Consider the following 21,886-nt stretch of genomic DNA (forward strand, 5'->3'; position numbering starts at 1 on the left):
TCGGACAACTCGTATCAACCGATCGGCCGACCCGGTCGCCGCCGGACCAGCCCTTCAGCGGAGGCGGCGGCGACGGCCCCTCGGCGATGCTGGAACACGTCGGAAGGGGGACAGGACATGGTTGTCATCGGGTTCGTTCTGCTGGGGTTGGGACTGGTCGTCACGGCGCTGCTCGCGCTGGCCGACCCCGTGCTGCTCTCGCGCATCAACGGTGAGGAGGCGGAGGGCGCCAGCGGCCGCCACATCGACGTGGAGGTCGTCCGGCTCAGCGCCCCGGCCGTGCCGGCCGCGACGGCCGCGACGGCCCGCGAGCCCCGGGCGGCCTGAGCCTTCGAGAACGTGGCCCGCGCGGGCATGGCCGCGCGGGTCCGGGCGGGCGCCGTCGGGGGACGGGGCCCCGCCACCGGCCCGCGATCCGCTGGGGAACGGATCGCGGGCCGCTTTCCGTTAACGTGGGGCCTATGACCAACGGTTTTGAGACCCTGGCGATCCACGCAGGTCAGGAGCCCGACCCGCTGACCGGCGCGGTCGTGCCGCCGATCTACGCCACGTCCACCTACAAGCAGGACGGCGTGGGCGGCCTGCGTTCGGGATATGAGTACAGCCGCTCGGCCAACCCCACGCGGACGGCGCTGGAAGAGGCGCTGGCCGCCGTGGAGGGCGGCGCGCGCGGGCTGGCGTTCGCCTCGGGCCTGGCCGCCGAGGACACCCTACTGCGCACGGTGTGCCGGCCGCAGGATCACGTGATCATCCCCAACGACGCGTACGGGGGCACGTACCGGCTGTTCTCCAAGGTGCACGAGCGCTGGGGCCTGCACTACGACCCCGTCCCGCTGCACGACCTCGACGCGGTGGCGTCGGCCATGACGCAGAAGACGAAGATCGTGTGGGTCGAGACGCCCACCAACCCGCTGCTCGGCATCGCCGACATCGCCGCCCTGGCGCAGCTGGCCCACGAGAACGGCGCGCTGCTGGTCGTGGACAACACCTTCGCCTCGCCGTACCTGCAGCAGCCCCTGGCGCTCGGGGCCGACGTGGTCGTCCACTCCACCACCAAGTACGTCGGCGGCCACTCCGACGTGGTCGGCGGCGCGCTGATCGCGCGGGACAAGGGCCTCGGCGACGAGCTGACCTACCACCAGAACGCGATGGGCGCGGTGGCCGGCCCGTTCGACGCCTGGCTGACGCTGCGCGGGCTCAAGACCCTCGGCGTGCGCATGGACCGCCACTGCGACAACGCCGAGCGCGTCGTCGACCTGCTGCTCGCGCACCCGCGCGTAACCCAGGTGCTCTACCCGGGCCTGGCCGAGCACTCCGGCCACGAGGTCGCCGCCAAGCAGATGCGGCGCTTCGGCGGCATGGTGTCCTTCCGCGTGGCGGGCGGCGAGGCCGAGGCCGTGGAGGTGTGCAACCGGGCCAAGCTGTTCACGCTCGGCGAGTCGCTGGGCGGCGTCGAGTCGCTCATCGAGCACCCGGGCCGCATGACGCACGCCTCCGCGGCGGGCTCGCCCCTGGAGGTGCCGAGCGACCTGGTGCGCCTGTCGGTCGGCATCGAGACGGTCGACGACCTGCTCGCCGACCTCACCCAGGCCCTCGGCTAGGACGCCTGGACCACCATCACGGCGTCGGGACCACCGTCAAGGCGTCGGGACGACCATCAGGAAGAGGATCACCAGCCAGATCACGGCCAGCAGGCCGCTGATCGCCGCGACCCGTCCGGTCTGCACCTTCGCGTCGTCCTCCGCGTTCTCGCTTTCGAGCGCGCGGAGGGCGGTGCGCAGGTCGCGGTCAATGATGACCAGCAACACGATCGCCACGATGAACAGCGTCATCGACGCCGTCATGTACCACAGGCCGAGCACGCCGTTCCCGACGACGACGCCCAGGGCCACGCCGAACACCAGCACACCCAGGCTGGCCAGGCTGTAGATCCTCGTGGTGCGCTGGATGTTCCGCAGGACGGGCACGTTGTTCGTGCGGATGGCCCGCGGAGCCGCCATCGTCGCGGCGGTCAGCGGGCCGATCGTGAAGATGGCGAAGCCGATGTGCAGCCAGAGAAGCAGGGACATGCGCCTGAGACTAGTCCCCGACGATCTCGGTCGGCGGCTCGACACTCTCTTTAACCTGCGAGGAGCAACGCATGATGAGCTCCGTGGCGGCCACCGCTACGGCCATCAGGGTGATCAGCAAGATCGTGGCAATCATGGGCTCTCCTCCTTCCCCGTGTCCGACGTAAATATCGTCCGTAATGACTAGACGGACGTGCAACGGAATAAGTTCGCCACGGGTATGGTTGGTCACCGTTGCTTTTTTCTTACCTTCAGGGCACAAGGGGGTGCCGTCCGTGGCCATCAGGCATGTCGAGCCGTACACCGACGAGTGGCTGCAGCAGCCGGCGGGCTATGTGGAGCGCGTCGTCGACCTGCTCGGAGCCGAGGTGGCCGACTGGTGGGAAGGCCCGTGCGATCCGCGGCACGCAACGGTCAAGCTGACCGACGGCCACGCGCTGGTGTGGGACGAGGAGAGCGGCTGGCGGCTCGGCCGCTTCGTCTCCGGCGGGGCGGGCGCGCACACCGAGCTGACCGGCGTCCGCTACCTGGGCCACGGGCTGCTGCCCCGGCCGGAACGCGTGCCGTCGGCTCTGGTGGACGCGCGGGCCGGCGTGGGGGCCAGCTCGGCCTGGCGGCCCTGTTACCGGTCGCACCGCAACTGCCGCGACGGGTTCGACGTGGCCCTCGACTTCTACGCCCGCCTGATCGAAGCCTGACAAACCCTCGGACAAGCCCCAAAGCCCCAAAGCCCCAAAGGCAAGGGCCTCCGCTCCAGGGGCGCTGCGCGCCGAAGAGCTCCGGGCTCCGCTTCATCGGGGGAGCCCAGCTCCCCCGAACCCCCTGTCCGGGGGTCTCCCGACCCCGGACCCCCGCCGGGCACGAGTGCCGCACCCGCACAGGGCGGCCCTCCCGGCTTCCGGCATCGTCCTGCCGAACCGGCTCTCTCCCGATCGACCGCCTCTTACCCTGGCCAGAGAAGGCAGCAGCCGGCCTCGGGAAGGGGACTCCCATGAGCTCCGCCGGTACGAACATCCTGATCCTGGACGACGGCGGTATCGGCCCCCGGATCGCCGAAGCCAGGAAGCTGGCCGGGTTGACACAGGACGGCCTGGCCCTGCTCGTCCCCTGCTCCAAGAGCCTGGTCTCCCAGGTCGAGCGAGGGAGCAAGCCCGCGACCCCCTGGTTCATCGCGGCCGTGGCCAGGGCATTGCACATCGGCGTCACCGAACTCACCGGACAGCCCTACCGGGGCTCCACCGCACCGGCCGACCGGGCGCACGCCGGCATTCCCGCCGTCCGTATCGCACTCAACCACTGGGACGTCCCGCCTGAGCTTACGGTGGAGCCCAGAGCGCTCGACGCGATGGCCGATGACGTTCGCAGGGTCGGCGTCCTGCTCGACAGGATCGACTACGCCGAACTCGGCCGGGTGCTACCGGGCCTGATCGAGGAGCTGGCCGCCGTCCTGCACGGCAGTGAGGGCGCGAAGCGCCGGACCGTGGCCGAGATGATGATGTACGCCTTCGTGGCGGCCAAGTCGGTCGCCTATCGTCTGGGATACGTCGATCTCGTCTCCGTCGCCGTGGATCGTGCGGCGCAGGCCGCGCGCGCGACCGGCAAGCCGGAACTGCTCGCCTACGTCGCCGAGGAGCGGGCCCAGGTGTTCTTCGGCTCGGCGGCCTACCGGGCGGGACTCACCTTCCTCGAACGCGCCCACCAGGAGTTCGACCACCTGGTCTCGGACAGCGAACCGGGGCTGGCCGTCCTGGGCTCGATGCACCTGAGGTCCGCCATCCTGTCCGCCCGGCTGCGCCCACGAGGGACGGACGCGTGGGAACACCTGGGGGCGGCGCGTGAGTACGCCTCGCGCATCGGCCGCGACACCAACCACCACGGCCTCGCCTTCGGGCCCGGCAACGTGCGCATCCACGAGATAGCGGCCGCCATCGAGCTGGAGGACCCCGACGAGGCGCTGCGGCGGAACGAGGGCTTCACGCCGCCCCGATCCCTCCCACCGGAGAGGTCTTCGCACCACTACATCGATCTCGCCCGGCTCCAGCTCATGGCCGGCAGGCCGGATCGTGCCCTCGACTCGCTCAGGCGCGCGGAGCGGCTGTCCCCGCAGCACACTGCGTACCACCCGATGGTCCGAGAAACGGTCACCGGGCTGCTGCGGGCGCATACGCGCGTTCCGGAGCCCCTGCGGTCGCTGGCGCGGCGCATCCGGCGGACGACCCTCTAGAGAAGTCGCACACGGCGTGCGACTTTCCTTCCGGCGACGTCCGTAGTTTCGGTCACGTGCCGCGACATGACGACGTACTGAACCGCCCGTCCGATGTCTCAGGGCCGCGTGCCGGTGCGGCTGTCCGCCTGGGCCACGGCCCGTTCAGCGGTGGCGGGACCGTGGCTGTGAGCGCGCAGCTGCTGCGGGCCGGCAACCCTGGCTGGCACATCCATGACGTGACCGGAGGCTGGGTGGCCGTCCGCAGGAGCCCGGTTCCCCGCGGAAGCGTGCTGTCCAACGTCCGCTGTGGAGCGACGCTGGACGAGCTGGCCGAGCATCTGGCCGAGGAGACCAGGATCGAGACGACGGCCGCCCACCGTCACCGAGCGTTCAGCCGTACGGCCGAGTGAGCGTCCGGCGCTGGCCGGTCGCGCCGGACGCCGGGAAAGCCGCTGACCGAAGGCGCCCTTTCCGGTCAGCGGGAGCGGCGGAGGCGGAGGAAGTCGCTGACGACGTATTCGCCGAGCCGGTCGGCGCTCGGTGAGAACACCCGGCCGCCGTTCCTGCGGGCCACCTCGTCCACGAACTCCTTCAGCCGGTCGTCGGCCGCCAGCATGAAGACGTTGATCGTCGCCCGCCGTCGCGTCATCTTGTCCACCTCGGCCAGCGTCAGCTCCAGCGTCTCGTGCGACGGCGGCCACTCGAAGGCGGACCTGCCGTTGCGCATGAGGTGGGCGGTCGGCTCGCCGTCGGTGACCACCAGCACCACCGGCTCGAAGTCGGGGTGGCGGTCGAGGTGGCGGCCGGCGATCAGGAGGGCGTGATGGAGGTTGGTGCCCTGGACCATGTCCCAGTCGAGGCCGGCCAGCTCGTCGGGCTGCAGGACCCTGGCGTAGTTGGAGAAGCCGATGATCTGCACGGCGTCCTGCGGGAACTTGGAGGCCACCAGCGCCTGGAGAGCCAGCGCCGTCTGCTTGGCCGCGGCCCACGTGCCGCGCAGGGCCATCGAGTACGACAGGTCGACCAGCAGGCACACCGCCGCCGCGCTGCGGCGTTCGGTCTCGGAGACCTCGAAGTCGTCGACGGACAGCCGCACCCGGGCCCGTCCGTCCTGCGGGACGGTCGCCACGCCGCCGCTGCGCACGCCGTTGACCAGCGTACGGACGACGTCGATCGGCTGCTCGTCGCCGAAGCGCCACGGCCGGGTGGAGCCGGTGAGCTCGCCGGCCGAGCCCGCGTCGTGCTGGTCGTGGTCGCCGCGCCGGCCCGCGTCGAGGGAGGAGAACACGCGCCGCAGCGCGGTCTCGCCGAGCCGCCGGACCGCCTTCGGGGTCAGCTCCAGCTTGCCGCGGCGGCGCAGCAGGTAGCCCTGCTCCTCCAGCTCGCGTTCGATGCGCTTGAGCGCCTCCAGGTCGTCGACCGCCGCCCGGCCCAGCGCGCGGCGTACGGCGGCCTCGTCGATGTCGTCGAGCCGCGCGCCCGGGTAGTCCTGGCGCAGGGCGGTCTCCAGCTGGGTGAGGTCGGCCAGCTCCTCCAGGGCGGTGACGGCGTCGCCCATGGCCAGGGGCTCCTCGCCGGTCAGGCGCTCGGGGGCGTTCCAGGCCAGGTCGGGACGGCGGGCGTGCAGGGCCTCGCCGAGGCGGCGCATCTGGTCGGACAGGCCGGCCTGGTCGAGGGTCTGATTGATGAGGTTGGACAGCTCCTCGCGCTGGCGCGGGGTCATCGAGGCCAGCATGCGCTGGGTGGCGGCGGCCCGCCGGGCCAGGATGTCGACGAGCTCCTCAAGGTTTCGGGGCGTTTCTGGGAACAAATCGCCATATTTCGCCATAAAGGCGTCAAAGTCTTCTTGGGTGTGCTCGCCCCGGGTGTCCCTGTCCAGCATGTCGTTCAGATCGGACATCATCTGCCGGACGCGGGCCATGGCCTCGGGGTCGGGGTTGGCCAGCGCGTCGCGGAGCCCTCTGAACTGGCTGTCGAGCACCTCGCGCCGCAGCAGGTCGCGCAGCTCCTCGAACGTCTGGCGGGCCGCCGCCGAACGCCACTCGTACGTGCTCAGCTCCTGGATGGCGCTCGCGGTGTCCTCCGGCAGCCCGTCGAGCCCGGCCTCCCGCAGCCGCGCGTCGTCGGACGGGTCGGGGAACAGCTCGGCCCGCTCCTGCCCGATCGCCTTGTCCAGCAATGCCCGCGCGCGTTCGAGGGTGCCGTCGAGCCGCCCGCGCTCGCGCAGGTCCCTGCGCCGCCTGCGGACCTCCTTGAGCATGTCGTCGAGCCCCCGCCGGTCCTGGCTGCCGGGCAGCCCGCGCTTGAGCAGGTCGCGCAGCGCGTGGACCGGCGTCGAACCGGACAGGATCGCGTCGCCCATCTCGTCGAGGGCCGCGCGTACGTCGTAAGGAGGGGCCAGGGGGTCGGGGCCGTCGTGGTATTCGCCGTAGCGGAAGGCCATCACGCTTCCACGCTAACCCCAACCCGCCCCCGCCCGTCTACGGACGCCTGGCCACTTCCCACACCTCGACCGCGCTGTTCGCGTCGGGCGTATAACTCACCTGCACCTGCACCGCGCGCCCGGCCCCCTTGAGCGCCTTGGTCAGATCGGCCGACTCGCAGGGCAGCGTGCCGAGCCCGCGCTTGTCGACGCCGGCCGGCTTCCCGGACACCCAGCGGTCGCCGCAGCGGGCGGTGGCCCGGTAGAAGGACGTCAGGTACGTGTAGCCCAGCTTGAGCTGCTTGCCGCCGGTGCTGAACAGGACCGTCGCGTCGTCGACGCGCTTGACCGAGCCGCGCGCGGTGACCGGCTCCGGCCAGGCGTTCAGCAGGAACTCCTGGGCCTTCACGGCCTTGCCGCCCTCGTACTCGACCCGCAGCGGGACCGCGCCCTCCCGGAGCCCGACGGTGAGCTGGGCGGGCTTGCACGACGTCCGGCCCAGGCCGTCGCGGTCCAGCGCGACCCGGCCCTCGGTCTCCTTCAGGTCGCAGGCCGTCGTCACCCGGCTGTAGGCGGCGCGGGTGTAGTCGAGCTTGAGCTCTTCGGCCCCCGGGATCGCGGTCAGCTTGTAGAGCACGTTGCCGCCGCGCCGCACCTTGGCGGGCTTCATGGGCACGATCCGCAGGCTGCCCTTGCCGTCGGCCCAGGCGTAGCCGTAGGCGGTCTTGGCGGCTGCCTTGGCGGGGGCCGCGTGCGCGGGAAGCGCGAGGCCGCCCAGGACGAGGCCGACGGCGGTGGCATGGATGAGCAGGCGCATGGGCGGTTCCCCCCGGAGTCGTGATCAACCAAACACTACGACGCGGGAAACCGCCCGATTGTTCACGTCCTGTAGATCGTGACCCCGTCGAGGTCTTCCTTTGACAGCCGCCGCATCAGGTAGAGACCTTCCAGCGCGAACTCCAGGGCCGCCGCGGCGTGCCCGGGGGACTCCTCGCCGGCGCCCATGCCGAGCCTCGACATGATCTTGGCCAGGCCGCTGACCGGACCGATCCGGTGCAGCAGTTCGGCCGCGGCCACCATGTCGCCGGACTCCACCTGGTTGCCCTCGGCGAACTTGTCGGTCACCGGGGCCAGGTCCACGCCGCCCAGCCTGTTCCTGAACGTCTCGGCCGTGGCCCGGCGCAGCAGGTGGGCCAGGATCTCGGTCTCCCTGCCCTCCTCGCTGACCTCGAACTCCACCTTGCCGCGCAGGCTGTGGACGACGCAGGCCAGGTCGCAGACGCGCGTGACGGCCTGGTCCTCGCCCTTGATCGCGGACCTGCGCACGGCGGAGGCCGCGGCGGTCTCGGCGGCGGCGATCGAGAAGCGCGCCGACACGCCGGAACGGGCGTCGACGGCCGTGGACTCGCGGACCAGCCGGGTGAACCTGGCGATCACCTCGATCAGGTGCTCCGGCACGTCGGCCCCGATGTCGGGCACCGACTCCTGGCGGATGAGGGTGATCTCGTCCTCGACCGTGAGCGGGTAGTGGGTGCGGATCTCGGCGCCGAAGCGGTCCTTCAGCGGCGTGATGATGCGGCCCCTGTTGGTGTAGTCCTCGGGGTTGGCGCTGGCGATGAGCAGGATGTCGAGGGGCAGGCGCAGGTTGTAGCCGCGCACCTGGATGTCACGTTCCTCCAGCACGTTGAGCAGCGAGACCTGGATGCGCTCGGCCAGGTCGGGCAGCTCGTTGACGGAGAACACGCCGCGGTTGGTGCGGGGGACCAGGCCGTAGTGGACGGTCTCGGGGTCGCCGAGGGTGCGCCCCTCTGCGATCTTGATGGGGTCGACGTCGCCGATGAGGTCGCCGACGGAGGTGTCGGGAGTGGCGAGCTTCTCGCCGTAACGCTCGTCGCGGTGCTTCCACGCCACCGGCAGCTCGTCGCCCAGCTCGCGCGCCAGGGTCTTGCAGCGCGTGCAGGCGGGTGCGTACGGATGGTCGTTGATCTCGCAGCCCTCGACCACCGGGGTCCACTCGTCGAGCAGGCCGGTGATCGTGCGGATGAGCCGCGTCTTGCCCTGCCCTCGCTCACCGAGCAGGACCAGGTCGTGCCCGGCGAGCAGCGCCCGCTCCAGGTGTGGCAGGACGGAGTCGTCGAAGCCCACTATGCCGGGGAACCGGGGCTCGCCGGCCCGCAGCCTGGCCAGCAGGTTTTCCCGGACCTCGGCCTTGACGCTGCGATGAACGTGGCCGCTCTCCCGCAACTCGCGGAGAATACGTGGCTGATGCACGGGATCGAGACTACGTCCCCCGCGAGAAATGCGGCAGAGAGTTTCGCATCTGGCGGAGATTTCGGATCTTGACCTATTGCGTGACGGTTCGTACGCGTGCTTGTCCCTTTAGTGGGGAGAATCGGCCCTAGGGAACATGCACATGTCGAGGGAGGCGAGACGCGTGGCCTTGATGACAAGCCGCTTCGCCGACGGCCTCGCCGTGGGTTCCGACCTGGTGGAGGCCGCGGAGAGCGCCGTCGGTCAGGCACTGTCGAGGCTCAGCGGCCAAGCCGACCTGGTCTGCTTCTTCATCTGCGGCGAGGACCCCGAGGACGTCGCGAGAGCAGGCCAGGCCGCGATGAAGCTGGCGCCCGAGGCGCACGTGATCGGATGCAGCGCCACCGGTGTGATCGGCGACGGGCAGGGGGTCGAGCTGACGCCCGCGGTGAGCGCGTGGGCGGCCACCCTGGAGGGGGCCAGGCTCACCACGTTCGCCCTGGAGACGCTGGCGGCCGAGGACCGGTTCGTGGTCGTCGGGCTGCCCGAGCGCACAGGCGACGACCACGTGGCGATCCTGCTGGCCGACCCGTACACCTTCCCGACCGACGCGTTCGTGGAGCGTTCGGTCGACGTGCTCGGCGACCTGCCGCTGATCGGCGGCCTGGCCAACGGGCTGCAGGGCAGAGGGTCCGTACGGCTGTTCGCGGACGGCAAGATCTACACCGAGGGCGCGATCGGCGTCCTGCTCAGCGGGCCTATCAAGATCAGTACGGTGGTCAGCCAGGGCTGCCGCCCGATCGGCCCCAGCATGGTGGTCACGGCCTCGGAGGAGAACCTGCTGCTCGAACTGGCCGGTCAGCCCGCGCTGGCCCGGCTGGAGGACATCGTCAGCGAGCTGGACGAGGACGACCGCGAACTGGTCGCCGCGGGCCTGCAGATCGGCGTGGCCATGGACGAGTACGCCGAACGTCACGAACGCGGCGACTTCCTCATCCGGGGCGTCATCGGCATCGACCCCGAACGCGAGGCCGTGGCCATCGGGGACATCGTGGAGATCGGCCGTACCGTGCGCTTCCAGGTCAGGGACGCGGCCACCGCCGACGAGGACCTGTACGACCTGCTCGACGCCCACCGCGAGGAGCTCGGCAAGGTCGACGGCGCATTGCTGTTCTCGTGCAACGGCCGGGGCTCGGCGATGTTCGGCACCGCCGACCACGACCCGGTCGCCCTGCGCGACACGCTGGGACCGATCGGCGTCGCGGGCTTCTTCGCCGCGGGCGAGGTCGGGCCGGTCGGCGGGCACAACCACGTGCACGGGCTCACGGCGTCCGTGCTGGTCTTCTCCAGCGCCGCGGAGCCGGAGCTGTCGTGATCCTGGCGATCGACGTCGGCGGCACCAAGATGGCCGCCGGGCTGGTGGCCCCCGACGGCGCCGTGATCACGTCCCGGCGCGCCGCCACCCCCCAGAACGCCGACGCCGAGACGCTGTGGCACACCCTCACGACCCTCATCGACCCCCTGTCGGCGCGCGCCGAAGGGGTCGGCGTGGGCTGCGGCGGGCCGATGACCTGGCCCGACGGCGAGGTCTCGCCGCTCAACATCCCCGGCTGGCGCGGCTTCCCGCTGCGCGCCCGGCTGGCCGGCCGGTTCCCCGGCTTACCGGTACGCCTCCACAACGACGCCATCTGCCTGGCCGTCGCCGAACACTGGCAGGGCGCCGGCCAGGGCAGCGCCGACATGCTGGGCATGGTGGTCTCCACCGGCGTCGGCGGCGGCCTGATCCTGGGCGGACGCCTGGTCAACGGCGGCACGGGCAACGCCGGCCACATCGGTCACGTCGTGGTCGAACCGGACGGCGGCCCCCGCTGCGGCTGCGGCGGCCACGGCTGCCTGGAAGCGATCGCCCGCGGCCCCGCCCTCACCACCTGGGCCCTCACCCAGGGCTGGACCCCCGCCGCCGTCTCCGAGCCCGTGGAGGCGTCCGAGGGTCCTGAGGCGTACCTGGAGGATCGGGCGGTCACCGGGCGGGCGCTGGCGGCCGACGCGCTCGCCGGCGACCCCCTGGCGGTGCTGGCGATGCGGCGGGCCGGACGGGCGCTCGGGATCGCGATCGCCTCCGCCACCCACCTGTGCGACCTGGACCTGGTCACGATCGGCGGCGGGCTGTCGCAGGCCGGCGAACCGCTGTTCGGCCCCCTGGAGGAGGCGCTGCGGGACCACGCCCGCATGGGTTTCGCCCGCCGCCTCAAGGTCGTGCCCGCCGCCCTCGGACAGGAGGCCGGCCTGGTAGGCGCCGCCGCCCTCCTCCTGGCCGGCGACGCCTACTGGCCCTCCACCCGCGACTGACCCCCGCGACTCGCGGGATGGGCGCCGGGCGGGCGCGAGCCGAGGGTGCGCAGGCCGCGACCCGCCCGGGTTCCTGTCCGGGCCGCCCTCGCCGGAGGTCAGCCCTGCCTGGTGTGCTCGCTGAAGCCCTCGTCGCCGCCCGTGTCCGTACGGGTGCCGGAACCGTCGTCGTTCCGGTCGCCCGGCGGCGGGACGGGCATCGCGACCGGTTCGCACCGGGCCACCGCCCCCTGGACGACCTGCAGCGAGGTGGACACCGGAGGAGCCTCGGGCCCGCTCCTGTCCAGGGTGACCGCCAGCACCAAGGTCCGCCCCGCCGGGACCTGGCCCTTCGCGATCCGGAAGGAGATCCCGTCGCCGCTCCTGCCGATGCTCGCCTCGAAGCGCCCCTCGCCGCCCCCCTGACGCCCCCGCGGCTCCTTGCAGGTCTGGCCGTACGGCAGGTAGTCCACCACCGCCTCGACCCCCGCCGCCGCCAGCTCGGCCGCCAGCCCGCCGGGGTCCCGGAAGGCGTTGATCTCCACCGCGATCCCGCCGTCGGCCGTCCCGGTCACCGCGTACGCGGGCCCCGCGCCGAACAGGCCGGTGGCCGTCACCGCGGCGACCACGGCGACCCCCGCAGCCGCGGCGGCGAGCCCCACGACCCTGCGCCGGGGCCGCCGGACGACCGGAGCCGTGACGGGCCGCGTCCCGGCCGCCATCTCCGCCTTGAGCGCGCCGAGCAACCGCTCCTCGAAAGTGTTCATGCCTGTCCCTCCACGTACACGGCCGACGGCGAAGCGACGTTCTCCAGGGCGCGTCTGGCCCGGTGCAGGCGGACCCGCGCGGTCACCTGCCTGATGCCGAGGGCGGCGGCCGCCTCGGAGACGGTGAGCTGGTCGATCGCCACGAGCTCCAGCACCGCGCGTTCGCCCTCCGGCAGGCCCGCCATGGCCTCCAGGGCGCCGCGCATCCCGCGCTCGGCGTCGATCCGCTCCTCCATCCGGACGAGGTCGTCGTCGTCCATCAGCCGCCGCCCCGCGATCCGGCCGGCCGCCCGCGCTTCCCTGGCCGACCTGCGGAGCTGGGCCGAGACCACGTTGCGGGCCACGCCGTACAACCACGCGGTCTGGCTGCCCCGGCCCGGCACGTAGGTGTGGGCCGAGTCGAGGGCCGCCAGGAAGACGTCGGCCGTCAGGTCGGCGGCCAGGTGGGGATCGCTCACCCGCCGGACCACGAACCTCATGACGACGTCGACATGGCGGCGGTAGAAGGCCTCGAAGGCCGCCGGGTCCTCGTTGAGGCGCACTGGCCTCGCTCCCTTCGTCGTTCGCCCTTACACCTGTACTTGGACCGGGCGAAGGAAAGCGTTTCGGCGCAGGTCAGGCGAGGGTGGGGCGGCGCGGCTGGAAGAGCCACGCGTCGAAGAGCGGGTCGAGGTCCTTGCCGGACAGCCGCTCGGACAGGTCGACGAACTGCCGCGTGGTGACGTTGCCGTAGCGGTGTTCAGCGGTCCAGGTCTTGAGCAGCTTGAAGAACGTCGGGTCGCCGACCGCTTTGCGCAGGGCGTGCAGCGCCATGCCGCCGCGGGTGTAGACCGACTCGTTGAACAGGTCACCGGGCTTGGCCCGGCCCGGCGGGTAGGACCACATCGGGTCTTTGGCGCCGCGGTTGTAGAAGTCCTTGAAGATGGTGTCGGCGGTCTTCTTGCCCCGGTGCTCCGACCACAGCCACTCGGCGTACGTCGCGAAGCCCTCGTTGAGCCACAGGTCCTTCCACCGCTTGATGGTCAGGCTGTCGCCGAACCACTGGTGGGCCAGCTCGTGGGCGATGATGCCCTCGTCGGGGTCGAAGCCGCCGTAGAGGGGCTTGGTCTGGTTCTCCAGGGCGTAGCCGGCCGAGTAGTCGTCGACGATGGCGCCGGTCGAGGAGAACGGGTAGGCGCCGAAGACCGTGCTCCAGTAGTCGGTGATCTCGCCCGAGACGTTGTAGACGCGGTCGAGGCCGGTCTTGAACTTCGGATCGACGGCCGCGTACGTCGGGATGCCGCCCGGCGAACGGCCCTGACGCACCTCGAACTTGCCGATCGTGGCCGTGGCGAGGTAGGTGGCCATCGGGTGCTGCTCGCTCCACCGGTAGGTGGTGCGGCCGCCCGCGGTGGACGGTGACGCGCTCTGCTCGCCGTTGGCCACGACGGTCAGGCCGGCGGGCACGGTGACGGTGAAGTCGAACGTGGCCTTGTCGGCCGGGTGGTCGTTGCTGGGGAACCAGGTCTTGGAGCCGTTGGGCTCGGAGGCCACGAACGCGCCGTCGGCGGTGGGGATGAACCCGTACGTGCCCAGGTTGGCGGTGTCCTTGGCGGGCGTGGGGCTGCCGGAGTAGGAGATCTCGGCGGTGAACGGCGAGCCGGCGTCGAGCCGCGCGGCCGGGGTCACGGTCAGCTCGCCGTCCTTGCGGGAGAAACGCGCGGGCGAGCCGTCGACGCTGACCTTGGCGACGTCGAGGCCGGTGAGGTCGAGGTTGAAGCTCGACAGGTCCTGGGTGGCCTTGGCGCGGATCTTCGTCAGGCCGGTGAGCCGCTTGGTCGCCGGGGTGTAGTCGACGGTCAGCGAGTAGTGGGCGACGTCGTAGCCGCCGTTGCCGTCCTGCGGGAAGTCGGGGTCGCCGATGCCCGGGGCGCCCGTGTGGCGGCCGGCGGCCGAGCGGGGCGGCGGCTCGTCGGTGGGCGCGCACGCGAGCACGCTGATCAGCGCCACCAGCACGGCCGCGCCGCGTCTCCTGATCCGCAAGGTGAACCAGCCCCCTTCAGCCCGTGACCGGAATCTTACGCTGGGTCACGCGGTCCCGACGACTCGTCACCGTGGAGGGGGAAGAGCCGGAGGCGCCGGCGGCTCCCCGCCGCCGGCGCCTCATCAGCCCAGAATGTGGTGGTGGTCCCATAAAATCCAGATCACCCCCACTAAGTCGGGACAAACTAAAGGTTGCCCCTGCGTTCCTGCTCGCGCTCGATCGCCTCGAACAGGGCCTTGAAGTTGCCCTTGCCGAAGCCGAGCGACCCGTGCCGCTCGATCAGCTCGAAGAAGACCGTGGGACGGTCCTGGACCGGCTGCGTGAAGATCTGCAGCAGGTAGCCGTCCTCGTCGCGGTCGACCAGGATCTTGCGCTTCTTCAGCTCCTCGATCGGCGCCCTGACCTGCCCGATGCGCTCGCGCAGCTCGGGGTCGTCGTAGTAGGAGTCCGGCGTGTCGAGGAACTGCACGCCCGCCGCGCGCATGTGGTCGACGGTGGTGAGGATGTCGTTGGTGGCCAGGGCGATGTGCTGCACGCCCGGCCCGCCGTAGAACTCCAGGTACTCGTCGATCTGCGACTTCTTGCGGCTGATCGCCGGCTCGTTCAGCGGGAACTTGACCTTCCGGGTGCCGTCGGCCACGACCTTGGACATCAGCGCCGAGTACTCGGTCGCGATGTCGTCGCCGACGAACTCGGCCATGTTCGTGAAGCCCATCACCTTGCGGTAGAACTCCACCCACTCGTCCATCTTGCCGAGCTCGACGTTGCCGACGCAGTGGTCGACCGCCTGGAACAGGCGTCCGGTCTTCGTCGCGGGCGGCGCGACGAGCGGCTCGGCCGGCACGTAACCGGGCAGGTACGCGCCGCCGTAGTTGGACCTGTCCACGAGCGTGTGCCGGGTCTCGCCGTAGGTGGCGATGGCCGCGAGCACCACCTTGCCGTGCTCGTCCTCCAGCGTGTACGGCTCCACCAGGCCGGTGGCCCCGTGGGCGACCGCGTAGGCGTACCCGGCCTCCACGTCGGGCACCTGGATGGCCAGGTCGATCACGCCGTCACCGTGCTCGGCGACGTGCCTGGCCATGTCCGTGCCGGGCCGGATCGAGGCCCTGAACTCGAAGGTGGCGCTGCCCGAGGTCAGGACGTAGGCGACTTCGTCGCGGCTGCCGTTCTCCGGCCCGCGGTAGGCCACCAGTCGCATGCCGAAAGCGGTCGAGTAGTAGTGGGCGGCCTGCCGGGCGTTGCCCACGGCGAACACCACGGCGTCCATGCCGTTAACCGGAAAGACATCAGTCATACCCCTAACTCTCGATTTAGCTGGACGAGTTGTGCAACAGTTACTTGAACGAGTGCACAATCTGTCCACCCATCTCGGGTCAGAGTCGGAGAACTTGTACAGCATGACGATCGACGAACTGGACGCCCGGCTGATCTCGCTGCTGACCGCCGAGCCCCGGCTGGGCGTGCTGGAGTGCTCACGCCGCCTCGGCGTCGCCCGCGGGACCGTCCAGGCCAGGCTCGACCGGCTGGTGGCCAGGGGCGTGATCACCGGGTTCGGGCCCGACGTGTCGCCCGTGGCGCTCGGCTACGACGTGACGGCGTTCGTCACCATGGAGATCAGGCAGGTCTCCGGGCACGACCCGGTCGCCCACCGGCTGGCCCACATCCCCGAGGTGCTGGAGGTGCACACCATCACCGGCGGCGCGGACCTGCTGTGCCGGGTGGTCGCGCGGACGAATGCCGATCTGCAAAGGGTCATCGACCAAATCGTGGATGTTCAGGGGGTGCTCAGGACTTCTTCGATCATCGCACTCGACACCCCGGTTCCTTACCGAGTGCTGCCTTTGGTCGCCGATGTTCCGCGCCGCGGCGGGCGCTAGACGTACCATCGCTTAGGGACGAGGCACCGTTATCGATCGTTTACCCTTGACATTCGCCCAGCTTGCGGGGGTTGGGCGAGGGTGTCTCAGAGGGGGGTCTCGGATGCGGGGCGGTGGTGGAAAAGGCATGCGGAAACGGCGCGTACTCCGAATAGTGTTGATCTCTTTCGGCGCCGGAATCGCCGTGCTTGCCGGTCTTTTCGCCATTGCGTGGGCGATGACTCCCATTCCCGACAGCACGCAGAAATCGGCCACCGCCGAAGGCTCGGTGATCTATTACCGCGACGGCAAGACCGTGCTCGCCCGGCAGGGCGTCGACCGCCGGAACGTCGAGCTGGCCAAGGTGCCCAAGCACGTGCGCGACGCGGTCATCGCCGCCGAGAACCGCTCGTTCTACAACGACGGCGGCGTCTCGCTCAAGGGCACCGCGCGGGCCGTGTGGTCCACCGTCACCGGGCAGCAGCTCCAGGGCGGCTCCACGATCACCCAGCAGCTCGTGCGCAACTACTACAGCGGCCTCAGCCAGGAGCGCTCGGTCACCCGCAAGTTCAAAGAGATCCTCATCGCGATGAAGGTCGACCAGTCCAAGTCGAAGGACTGGGTCCTGGAGCAGTACCTCAACACGATCTACTTCGGCCGCGGCGCCAACGGCGTCCAGTCGGCCGCGCGCGCCTACTTCGGCAAGGACGTCGACAAGCTCACCGTCGCCGAGGGCGCGTACCTGGCGGCGGTCATCCAGCAGCCCAGCCGGTTCGCCGACCCCGAGGGCGCCGACCTCGACGCGGCCCGCTCCCGCTGGCAGGCCGTGATCAACGCCATGGGCCAGACGGGCGCGCTGTCGCGCCAGCAGGCCGCCGCCGAGCGTTTCCCGGTGCTCAAGGCGCCCAAGAAGCCGTTCGAGCTCAAGGGCCAGGGCCAGTACATGCTCGACCAGGTCACCGCCGAGCTCAACCGGCGCGGCTACTCCGACGAGACCATTAACAGCGGCGGCCTGAAGATCGTCACGACGTTCGACAAGAAGCTCATGACGGCGGCCGAGCAGGCGGTCAAGGACGTGCTCCCGGCCTCGACGCCGAAGAAGGTGCGCACCGGGCTGGCCGCCGTCGATCCGGCCACCGGCGAGGTCGTCGCCTTCTACGGCGGCCGCCACGACCAGGTCGGCGACTACGACAACGCGTTCTCGGCCAAGCGGATGGCGGGGTCGACGTTCAAGCCGTACACGCTGGCCGCCGCGCTCGACAACGGCTTCGACCTGTCCACCAGGGTCAACGGCAACTCGCCGCTGCGCGTGGCCTCGGCCGACAAGCCCATCCCCAACGACAGCGGCCGCTCCTACGGCCAGATCAACCTGGTCAGCGCCACCCAGAACTCCGTCAACACGGCCTTCGTCGACCTCGGCCAGAAGGTCGGCCTGAACAAGGTCGCGGAGGTCGCCGAGGCCGCGGGCATCCCCAAGGAGCAGTTGCAGGGGCAGCAGGCGTACGCGACCTTCCCGCTCGGCGTGTCCTCGGTCAGCGCCGTCCAGAACGCCTCGGGCTTCTCCACCTTCGCCAACAAGGGCGTGCACATGGAGGCCCACGTGGTGAAGTCGGTCACCGACGGCAAGGGCGAGAAGAAGACGGTCAAGCCCGTCGCCACGAAGGTGGTGGGGGAGCAGGCCGCCGCCGACACCGTCTACGCGATGCAGCAGGTCGTCAAGTACGGCACCGGCACCGCCGCCCGCCTCTACGACCGTCCGGTGGCCGGCAAGACCGGCACCACCGACGACTCCAAGAACGTCTGGTTCAACGGGTTCGTCCCGCAGCTCGCCGTCGCCGTGAACATGTTCCGCAGCGACGACGAGACCGTCACCATCCCCGGCTACGGCACGCAGTTCGGCGGCCAGCTCCCGGCGCAGATCTGGCGGGCGTTCATGACCGAGGCCATGGCCGGCGAGCCCGTCGAGGAGTTCCCCGAGCCCTCCCAGTACGGCTACGAGTCCTCCTACTCGCCGCCCGACCGCGGCCGCGACGTCCGCGACCAGCAGCCGACGCCGCCCGCCGACCAGAACGAGTGGGGCAACCCCGACTCCGGCCCCACCGATCAGCAGCCGTTCGGCGACCCGACGGTCACCGAGGCGCCCACCGACGACGGCTCCGGCGACAACGGCAGGACCGGCCGCGACCGGCAGGACGAACGCCCCCAGGACGCGCCCACGGCGCCCTCCGACCAGCCTCTGGGGCCCCCGGACGAGAGCCGCGACACCCAGCGCGACAACCTCGGCCGGCCGTCAGGCACTGGCTAGCTCGGCCCGCAGCTCCTCCACCGTGGTGACCGGCAGCCGGCAGGCGAACCCCCTGCACACGTAGGCGGCCGGCGCGCCGTCGACGGGCCCGCGCCCCTCCAGCAGCGCGGGGAACGGCTCGCCGCCGGCCTCGCCGTCGCCGGGCGCGACCACCAGGCCCGGCACGTCGGCCAGCAGCGCCTCCCGGTGCAGGGCGGCCGTACGAGGGTCGGCGGGGCTGCCCACGACCGCCACCTCCACGGGCCCGTCGAGCGCCGCGCGGGCCACGGCCAGCCCCCAGCCGGCGAACCTGGCGTGCCGGTCGGCCAGCACCGACACCGTGGCGAGCGCGGCCGCGGCGGCCTCCCGGTGCCGGGCCGAGCCGGTCAGCGCGCCGTAGGACAGCAGGGCCCCCGCGGCCGCGTACTGGCCGGAGGGCGTGGCGTTGTCGGTGGGGTCCTGTGGACGCTGGAACAGCCGTTCGGCGTCGTCAGCGGTGTCGTAGAAGCCGCCGGAGCCATCGGAGAAGCGGTCGAGGACCGTGTCGAGCAGCGTCCCGGCCAGCCGGAGCCATCTCGTCGCGCCGGTCACGCCGTAGAGGGAGATCAGGCCCTCGGCCACGTTCGCGTAGTCCTCCAGCACGCCCGCGTTGGCGCCCGCGCGCCCGTCGCGGGAGGTGCGCAGCAGCCGCCCGCCGCTCGTGTGCACGTCCGCGAGCAGCTCGGCCGCCGCCGTGGCGGCCTCGACCAGGTCGGGACGCTCGAACACCACGCCGGCCTCCGCGAGCGCCGCGACGGCCAGGCCGTTCCAGGAGGCCACGACCTTGTCGTCGCGGCCCGGCCGCACCCGCAGCTCCCTGGCCGCCAGCAGCCTGCCGCGCACGCCGGCGTACCGCACCGGGTCCTCGGGGTCGCGCGGGAGCTGGAGCACCGACGTGCCGTGCTCGAACGTGCCGGTGACGTCGAACAGGCCGGTGGCCCAGCGGCCGTCGTCGTCCCCCAGGACCTCGCGCAGCTCCTCGGGCGTCCAGACGTAGAACTTGCCCTCCACGCCCTCGCTGTCGGCGTCGAGGGCCGAGGCGAGGCCGCCCTCGGGCGTGCGCAGCTCGCGCAGCATCCAGCCGGCCGTCTCCAGCGCCACCCGGCGGGCCAGGTCGCCGCCGCCCGCCTTCCACCAGTGGGTGTACACCCGCAGCAGCAGGGCGTTGTCGTAGAGCATCTTCTCGAAGTGCGGGACCACCCACCCGGCGTCGACGCTGTACCGCGCGAAACCGCCGCCGAGCTGGTCGTAGATGCCGCCGCGGGCCATGGCTTCGAGCGTCCGGCCGCTCATCTCGCGCTCGCCGGAGCGCAGCAGGAACTCCAGGACCATCGACGGCGGGAACTTCGGCGCGCCGCCGAACCCGCCGTCGACCGGGTCGAACGACTCGCGCAGGTTGGCGACGGCCCGCTCCAGCGTCTCCGCCTCCGGCGTGCCGCCGCGCGGGAACGCGGTGTTCTGGTTGAGCGCCTCGACCACCTTGGCGCCCTGCGCCAGCACCGACTCCCGGTCGCCGGTCCACACCCGGTGGATCTCGGCCAGCAGGCGCCGGAAGTGGGGGCGCGGGAAGTACGTGCCGCAGTAGAACGGGTGGCCGTCGGGCGTGGCGAACACCGTCATCGGCCAGCCGCCCTGCTGGGTCATGGCCTGGGTGGCGGTCATGTAGACGGCGTCGACGTCGGGCCGCTCCTCGCGGTCGACCTTGACGTTGACGAAGTGCTCGTTCATGAGGGCGGCCGTGTCGGCGTCCTCGAAGCTCTCGTGGGCCATCACGTGGCACCAGTGGCACGCCGAGTAGCCCACGCTGATCAGCAGCGGCACGTCCCGGCGCCGGGCCTCGGCGAACGCCTCCTCGCCCCACGGGTGCCAGTCGACGGGATTGCCCGCGTGCTGCAGCAGGTATGGGCTCGTGGCGTCGTTCAACCGGTTCATCAGGACCTCCCTCGCTCACCCTAAACCGCGCCCCCGGGGCAGGCCCGCCACCCCCGCGGCTGACTCGGGAGGGGCGGACGGCGTAGGTTACGGGCGTGGACATCGACTACGTCTGCGCCCACGCCGGCCGCCCGCCGGCCGCCGTCACGCGCAGGGACGTCGCCCGCGCGCTGCTGGCCGTGCCCTCGGGCGTGGCGCTGGTGGCGCTGCCCGATCTGCGGCGGGCCATGGTGTCGGCGGGCAATCCGCTCTCGCAGCCGTTCTGGGACTCCGCCAAGGCCACGCTCAGCTCGATCGAGGCGGGCGTGGCCACCGTCGGCGACGTGCAGCGCTGGGTCGAGTCCACCGGCACCGAGCCGATCCTCATGACGCCCAGCTACTTCGTCTGGCCCGAGGAGGACGAGCGCGGCCCGGTCGCGGCCGAGATGTTCGGGCGCATGGTCTCCTTCCTGGAGGAGCGCGTCGCCGCCGGGGAGATCGACCCGGACGCGCTGGCCCAGGGCGACCACGCCGCCCGCCGGGCGTACGAGGAGCTCCAGGAGCACTGGCTGGCCACGCCGCTGCCCGACGGCCGGGTGCCCGGCTTCGCGGTCAGCGACGAGCAGGACGAGGAGCTGTTCGCCGCCCTCGACGAGGAGGAGGCGTTCGCGCTGTCGGAGCTGCGCCGCATCGTCGGCGAGCTGCCCAAGGCGCCCGAGCTGCCGCTGGTCGAGCTGGAGCTGGCCGCCGCGCGCCTGCGCGTGCTGCTGGACCTGCCCGGCTACCCCGCGAACGTGCTGCGCGCCTGCGCCGGGTTCGACGACCGGCCGATGCCGGACGACGACCGGGAGTTGTGGCTGGCGGTGGCGGCGGGCGTGGCCGGGCCGATCTCCGATCTGTCCGAGGCCGACGACGTGCCGGAGGAGTTCGCCGACCTGGAGGGGGAGCTCGGCCACGAGGACACCGCCCTGGCCAACCTGTGCGCGATCCAGCACGCCGACTGGCTGGCCGCGGTGGCGGCGCTGGCCCGCATGGGGCCCGGGGTGCTGGCCTCGCCGGAACGCCTGGCCAGGCTCATCGCCGAGTCCGACGACATCGAGTCGGGGGAGCAGGACGACGACGACCTCGACGCCACCGAGGGCCTGTTCGCCTCGGTGGTCAGCCTGTGGACCTACCTGGGCATCGTGGACGCCGACGAGGTGCTGACCCCGCTCGGCTGGTGGGGCCTGCCCAAGGCCCTGGAACGCGCCTGGTCACCCCGCGACTGACGGGTCGCTGTACTCCTTGAACTCGGGGTGACGCTCGATGTAGCGGGCCACGTACGGGCACAGCGGCACGATGCGCAGCCCGGTGTCGACGCTCGTGCGCAGCGCGTACTCCACGAGCCTGCTCGCCAGGCCCTGGCCCTCGTAGGCGGGCAGCACCTCGGTGTGCGTGAAGACGACTTTCGTGGGCAGCAGTCGATAGTCGGCGAACCCGGCGACCTTGCCGTCGACGAGGACCTCGAAGCGGCACTCCGTCGAGTTGTCGACTACTTCGATCGGCATCTATTCGGCTTTCTTGTCCGTGTCGCCCTCGTGCGGAACCTGGATCTTCGACATCTGCTTGTTCATCGACTTGATGAGGATGTAGAGGGCCAGCCCGATGAGGGCGACGACGGTGAAGCCGAGCAGACCCGGACTGACATCACCAGCTGCGAGAACTGTCACACCTTCAGTCTGCCACCCGTAT

The 21,886-nt window shown here is 71.3% G+C and carries 22 protein-coding genes; 10 read left to right on the forward strand and 12 right to left on the reverse strand.

Features of this window, described 5'->3' with window-relative positions; genetic code table 11:
* The first annotated feature begins 117 nt into the window (after window positions 1-117).
* Both ACWEJ6_RS34435 and ACWEJ6_RS34440 read left to right on the forward strand, forming a co-directional pair.
* Window positions 118-327 (forward strand): hypothetical protein, encoded by a 210-nt coding sequence (locus ACWEJ6_RS34435; protein WP_364392530.1) that lies wholly within the window; start codon window positions 118-120, stop codon window positions 325-327.
* 134 nt (window positions 328-461) lie between these two features.
* Window positions 462-1,601 carry a cystathionine gamma-synthase gene (locus ACWEJ6_RS34440; protein WP_387677017.1) on the forward strand — a complete coding sequence of 380 codons (1,140 nt, stop codon included), beginning with the start codon at window positions 462-464 and terminating at the stop codon, window positions 1,599-1,601.
* Between the two features lie 36 nt (window positions 1,602-1,637).
* Here ACWEJ6_RS34440 and ACWEJ6_RS34445 read toward each other — a convergent pair whose 3' ends face one another.
* Entirely contained in the window at window positions 1,638-2,069 is a 432-nt protein-coding gene (locus ACWEJ6_RS34445; RefSeq protein WP_364392534.1) for a DUF2269 family protein, read from the reverse strand.
* A gap of 10 nt (window positions 2,070-2,079) precedes the next feature.
* A complete protein-coding gene (locus ACWEJ6_RS34450; protein WP_352326121.1) occupies window positions 2,080-2,205 on the reverse strand; it encodes a hypothetical protein in 126 nt (41 codons plus the stop codon).
* Between the two features lie 139 nt (window positions 2,206-2,344).
* Here ACWEJ6_RS34450 and ACWEJ6_RS34455 point away from each other — a divergent pair, with 139 nt between their 5' ends.
* From ACWEJ6_RS34455 to ACWEJ6_RS34465, 3 genes are all read left to right on the forward strand, one after another.
* Entirely contained in the window at window positions 2,345-2,767 is a 423-nt protein-coding gene (locus ACWEJ6_RS34455) for a DUF6292 family protein (RefSeq protein WP_364337729.1), read from the forward strand.
* A gap of 293 nt (window positions 2,768-3,060) precedes the next feature.
* Complete coding sequence (locus ACWEJ6_RS34460) at window positions 3,061-4,293, forward strand: helix-turn-helix domain-containing protein (RefSeq protein ID WP_452429193.1); 1,233 nt, start codon at window positions 3,061-3,063, stop codon at window positions 4,291-4,293.
* A gap of 167 nt (window positions 4,294-4,460) precedes the next feature.
* On the forward strand, window positions 4,461-4,685 hold the full coding sequence (locus tag ACWEJ6_RS34465; protein WP_452429195.1) for a hypothetical protein: 225 nt from the start codon (window positions 4,461-4,463) through the stop codon (window positions 4,683-4,685).
* A 65-nt stretch (window positions 4,686-4,750) separates the two neighbouring features.
* Here the strand turns inward: ACWEJ6_RS34465 and ACWEJ6_RS34470 are convergent, their stop codons facing one another.
* The 3 genes from ACWEJ6_RS34470 to ACWEJ6_RS34480 form a co-directional block, all read right to left on the reverse strand.
* A complete protein-coding gene (locus tag ACWEJ6_RS34470; RefSeq protein WP_452429217.1) occupies window positions 4,751-6,718 on the reverse strand; it encodes a vWA domain-containing protein in 1,968 nt (655 codons plus the stop codon).
* A gap of 37 nt (window positions 6,719-6,755) precedes the next feature.
* Complete coding sequence (locus tag ACWEJ6_RS34475; RefSeq protein ID WP_452429197.1) at window positions 6,756-7,514, reverse strand: hypothetical protein; 759 nt, start codon at window positions 7,512-7,514, stop codon at window positions 6,756-6,758.
* A 62-nt stretch (window positions 7,515-7,576) separates the two neighbouring features.
* Complete coding sequence (locus ACWEJ6_RS34480; RefSeq protein ID WP_452429199.1) at window positions 7,577-8,968, reverse strand: sigma 54-interacting transcriptional regulator; 1,392 nt, start codon at window positions 8,966-8,968, stop codon at window positions 7,577-7,579.
* Between the two features lie 172 nt (window positions 8,969-9,140).
* Between ACWEJ6_RS34480 and ACWEJ6_RS34485 the strand changes: the two genes are divergently transcribed.
* Window positions 9,141-10,322 carry an FIST signal transduction protein gene (locus tag ACWEJ6_RS34485; protein WP_352353142.1) on the forward strand — a complete coding sequence of 394 codons (1,182 nt, stop codon included), beginning with the start codon at window positions 9,141-9,143 and terminating at the stop codon, window positions 10,320-10,322.
* Entirely contained in the window at window positions 10,319-11,296 is a 978-nt protein-coding gene (locus ACWEJ6_RS34490; protein ID WP_452429201.1) for an ROK family protein, read from the forward strand. Before ACWEJ6_RS34485 ends, ACWEJ6_RS34490 begins: the two co-directional genes overlap by 4 nt.
* A gap of 98 nt (window positions 11,297-11,394) precedes the next feature.
* Here ACWEJ6_RS34490 and ACWEJ6_RS34495 read toward each other — a convergent pair whose 3' ends face one another.
* From ACWEJ6_RS34495 to hppD, 4 genes are all read right to left on the reverse strand, one after another.
* Window positions 11,395-12,042 carry a hypothetical protein gene (locus ACWEJ6_RS34495; protein ID WP_452429203.1) on the reverse strand — a complete coding sequence of 216 codons (648 nt, stop codon included), beginning with the start codon at window positions 12,040-12,042 and terminating at the stop codon, window positions 11,395-11,397.
* Window positions 12,039-12,584, reverse strand: a complete 546-nt coding sequence (locus tag ACWEJ6_RS34500) for an RNA polymerase sigma factor (RefSeq protein ID WP_352352982.1) — start codon at window positions 12,582-12,584, stop codon at window positions 12,039-12,041. Before ACWEJ6_RS34500 ends, ACWEJ6_RS34495 begins: the two co-directional genes overlap by 4 nt.
* A 73-nt stretch (window positions 12,585-12,657) precedes the next feature.
* The gene (locus ACWEJ6_RS34505) at window positions 12,658-14,064 is read right to left on the reverse strand and encodes a M1 family metallopeptidase (RefSeq protein WP_452429205.1); all 1,407 of its coding nucleotides are present in this window, start codon (window positions 14,062-14,064) and stop codon (window positions 12,658-12,660) included.
* A gap of 185 nt (window positions 14,065-14,249) precedes the next feature.
* A complete protein-coding gene (gene hppD, locus ACWEJ6_RS34510) occupies window positions 14,250-15,359 on the reverse strand; it encodes a 4-hydroxyphenylpyruvate dioxygenase (RefSeq protein WP_352323249.1) in 1,110 nt (369 codons plus the stop codon).
* 103 nt (window positions 15,360-15,462) lie between these two features.
* Here hppD and ACWEJ6_RS34515 point away from each other — a divergent pair, with 103 nt between their 5' ends.
* Both ACWEJ6_RS34515 and ACWEJ6_RS34520 read left to right on the forward strand, forming a co-directional pair.
* Window positions 15,463-15,942, forward strand: coding sequence for an Lrp/AsnC family transcriptional regulator (locus tag ACWEJ6_RS34515; protein WP_352323250.1), 480 nt, complete (start codon window positions 15,463-15,465; stop codon window positions 15,940-15,942).
* Window positions 15,943-16,159: 217 nt separating this feature from the next.
* Window positions 16,160-18,226, forward strand: coding sequence for a transglycosylase domain-containing protein (locus ACWEJ6_RS34520; protein WP_452429208.1), 2,067 nt, complete (start codon window positions 16,160-16,162; stop codon window positions 18,224-18,226).
* Here the strand turns inward: ACWEJ6_RS34520 and ACWEJ6_RS34525 are convergent.
* The gene (locus tag ACWEJ6_RS34525; protein WP_452429210.1) at window positions 18,212-20,176 is read right to left on the reverse strand and encodes a thioredoxin domain-containing protein; all 1,965 of its coding nucleotides are present in this window, start codon (window positions 20,174-20,176) and stop codon (window positions 18,212-18,214) included. The genes ACWEJ6_RS34520 and ACWEJ6_RS34525 overlap by 15 nt on opposite strands.
* Before the next feature lie 95 nt (window positions 20,177-20,271).
* Here ACWEJ6_RS34525 and ACWEJ6_RS34530 point away from each other — a divergent pair, with 95 nt between their 5' ends.
* Window positions 20,272-21,423, forward strand: a complete 1,152-nt coding sequence (locus ACWEJ6_RS34530; protein WP_387677048.1) for a hypothetical protein — start codon at window positions 20,272-20,274, stop codon at window positions 21,421-21,423.
* On the opposite strand, the gene ACWEJ6_RS34535 is transcribed toward ACWEJ6_RS34530, so the two are convergent.
* Both ACWEJ6_RS34535 and ACWEJ6_RS34540 read right to left on the reverse strand, forming a co-directional pair.
* The gene (locus tag ACWEJ6_RS34535) at window positions 21,409-21,702 is read right to left on the reverse strand and encodes a GNAT family N-acetyltransferase (RefSeq protein WP_352323254.1); all 294 of its coding nucleotides are present in this window, start codon (window positions 21,700-21,702) and stop codon (window positions 21,409-21,411) included. The two genes, ACWEJ6_RS34530 and ACWEJ6_RS34535, sit on opposite strands and share 15 nt — an antisense overlap.
* Window positions 21,703-21,864 (reverse strand): hypothetical protein, encoded by a 162-nt coding sequence (locus ACWEJ6_RS34540; protein WP_352323255.1) that lies wholly within the window; start codon window positions 21,862-21,864, stop codon window positions 21,703-21,705. It lies immediately after the preceding gene.
* Window positions 21,865-21,886: the final 22 nt, after the last annotated feature.

It is taken from the genome of Nonomuraea sp. NPDC004702, from assembly GCF_053601695.1.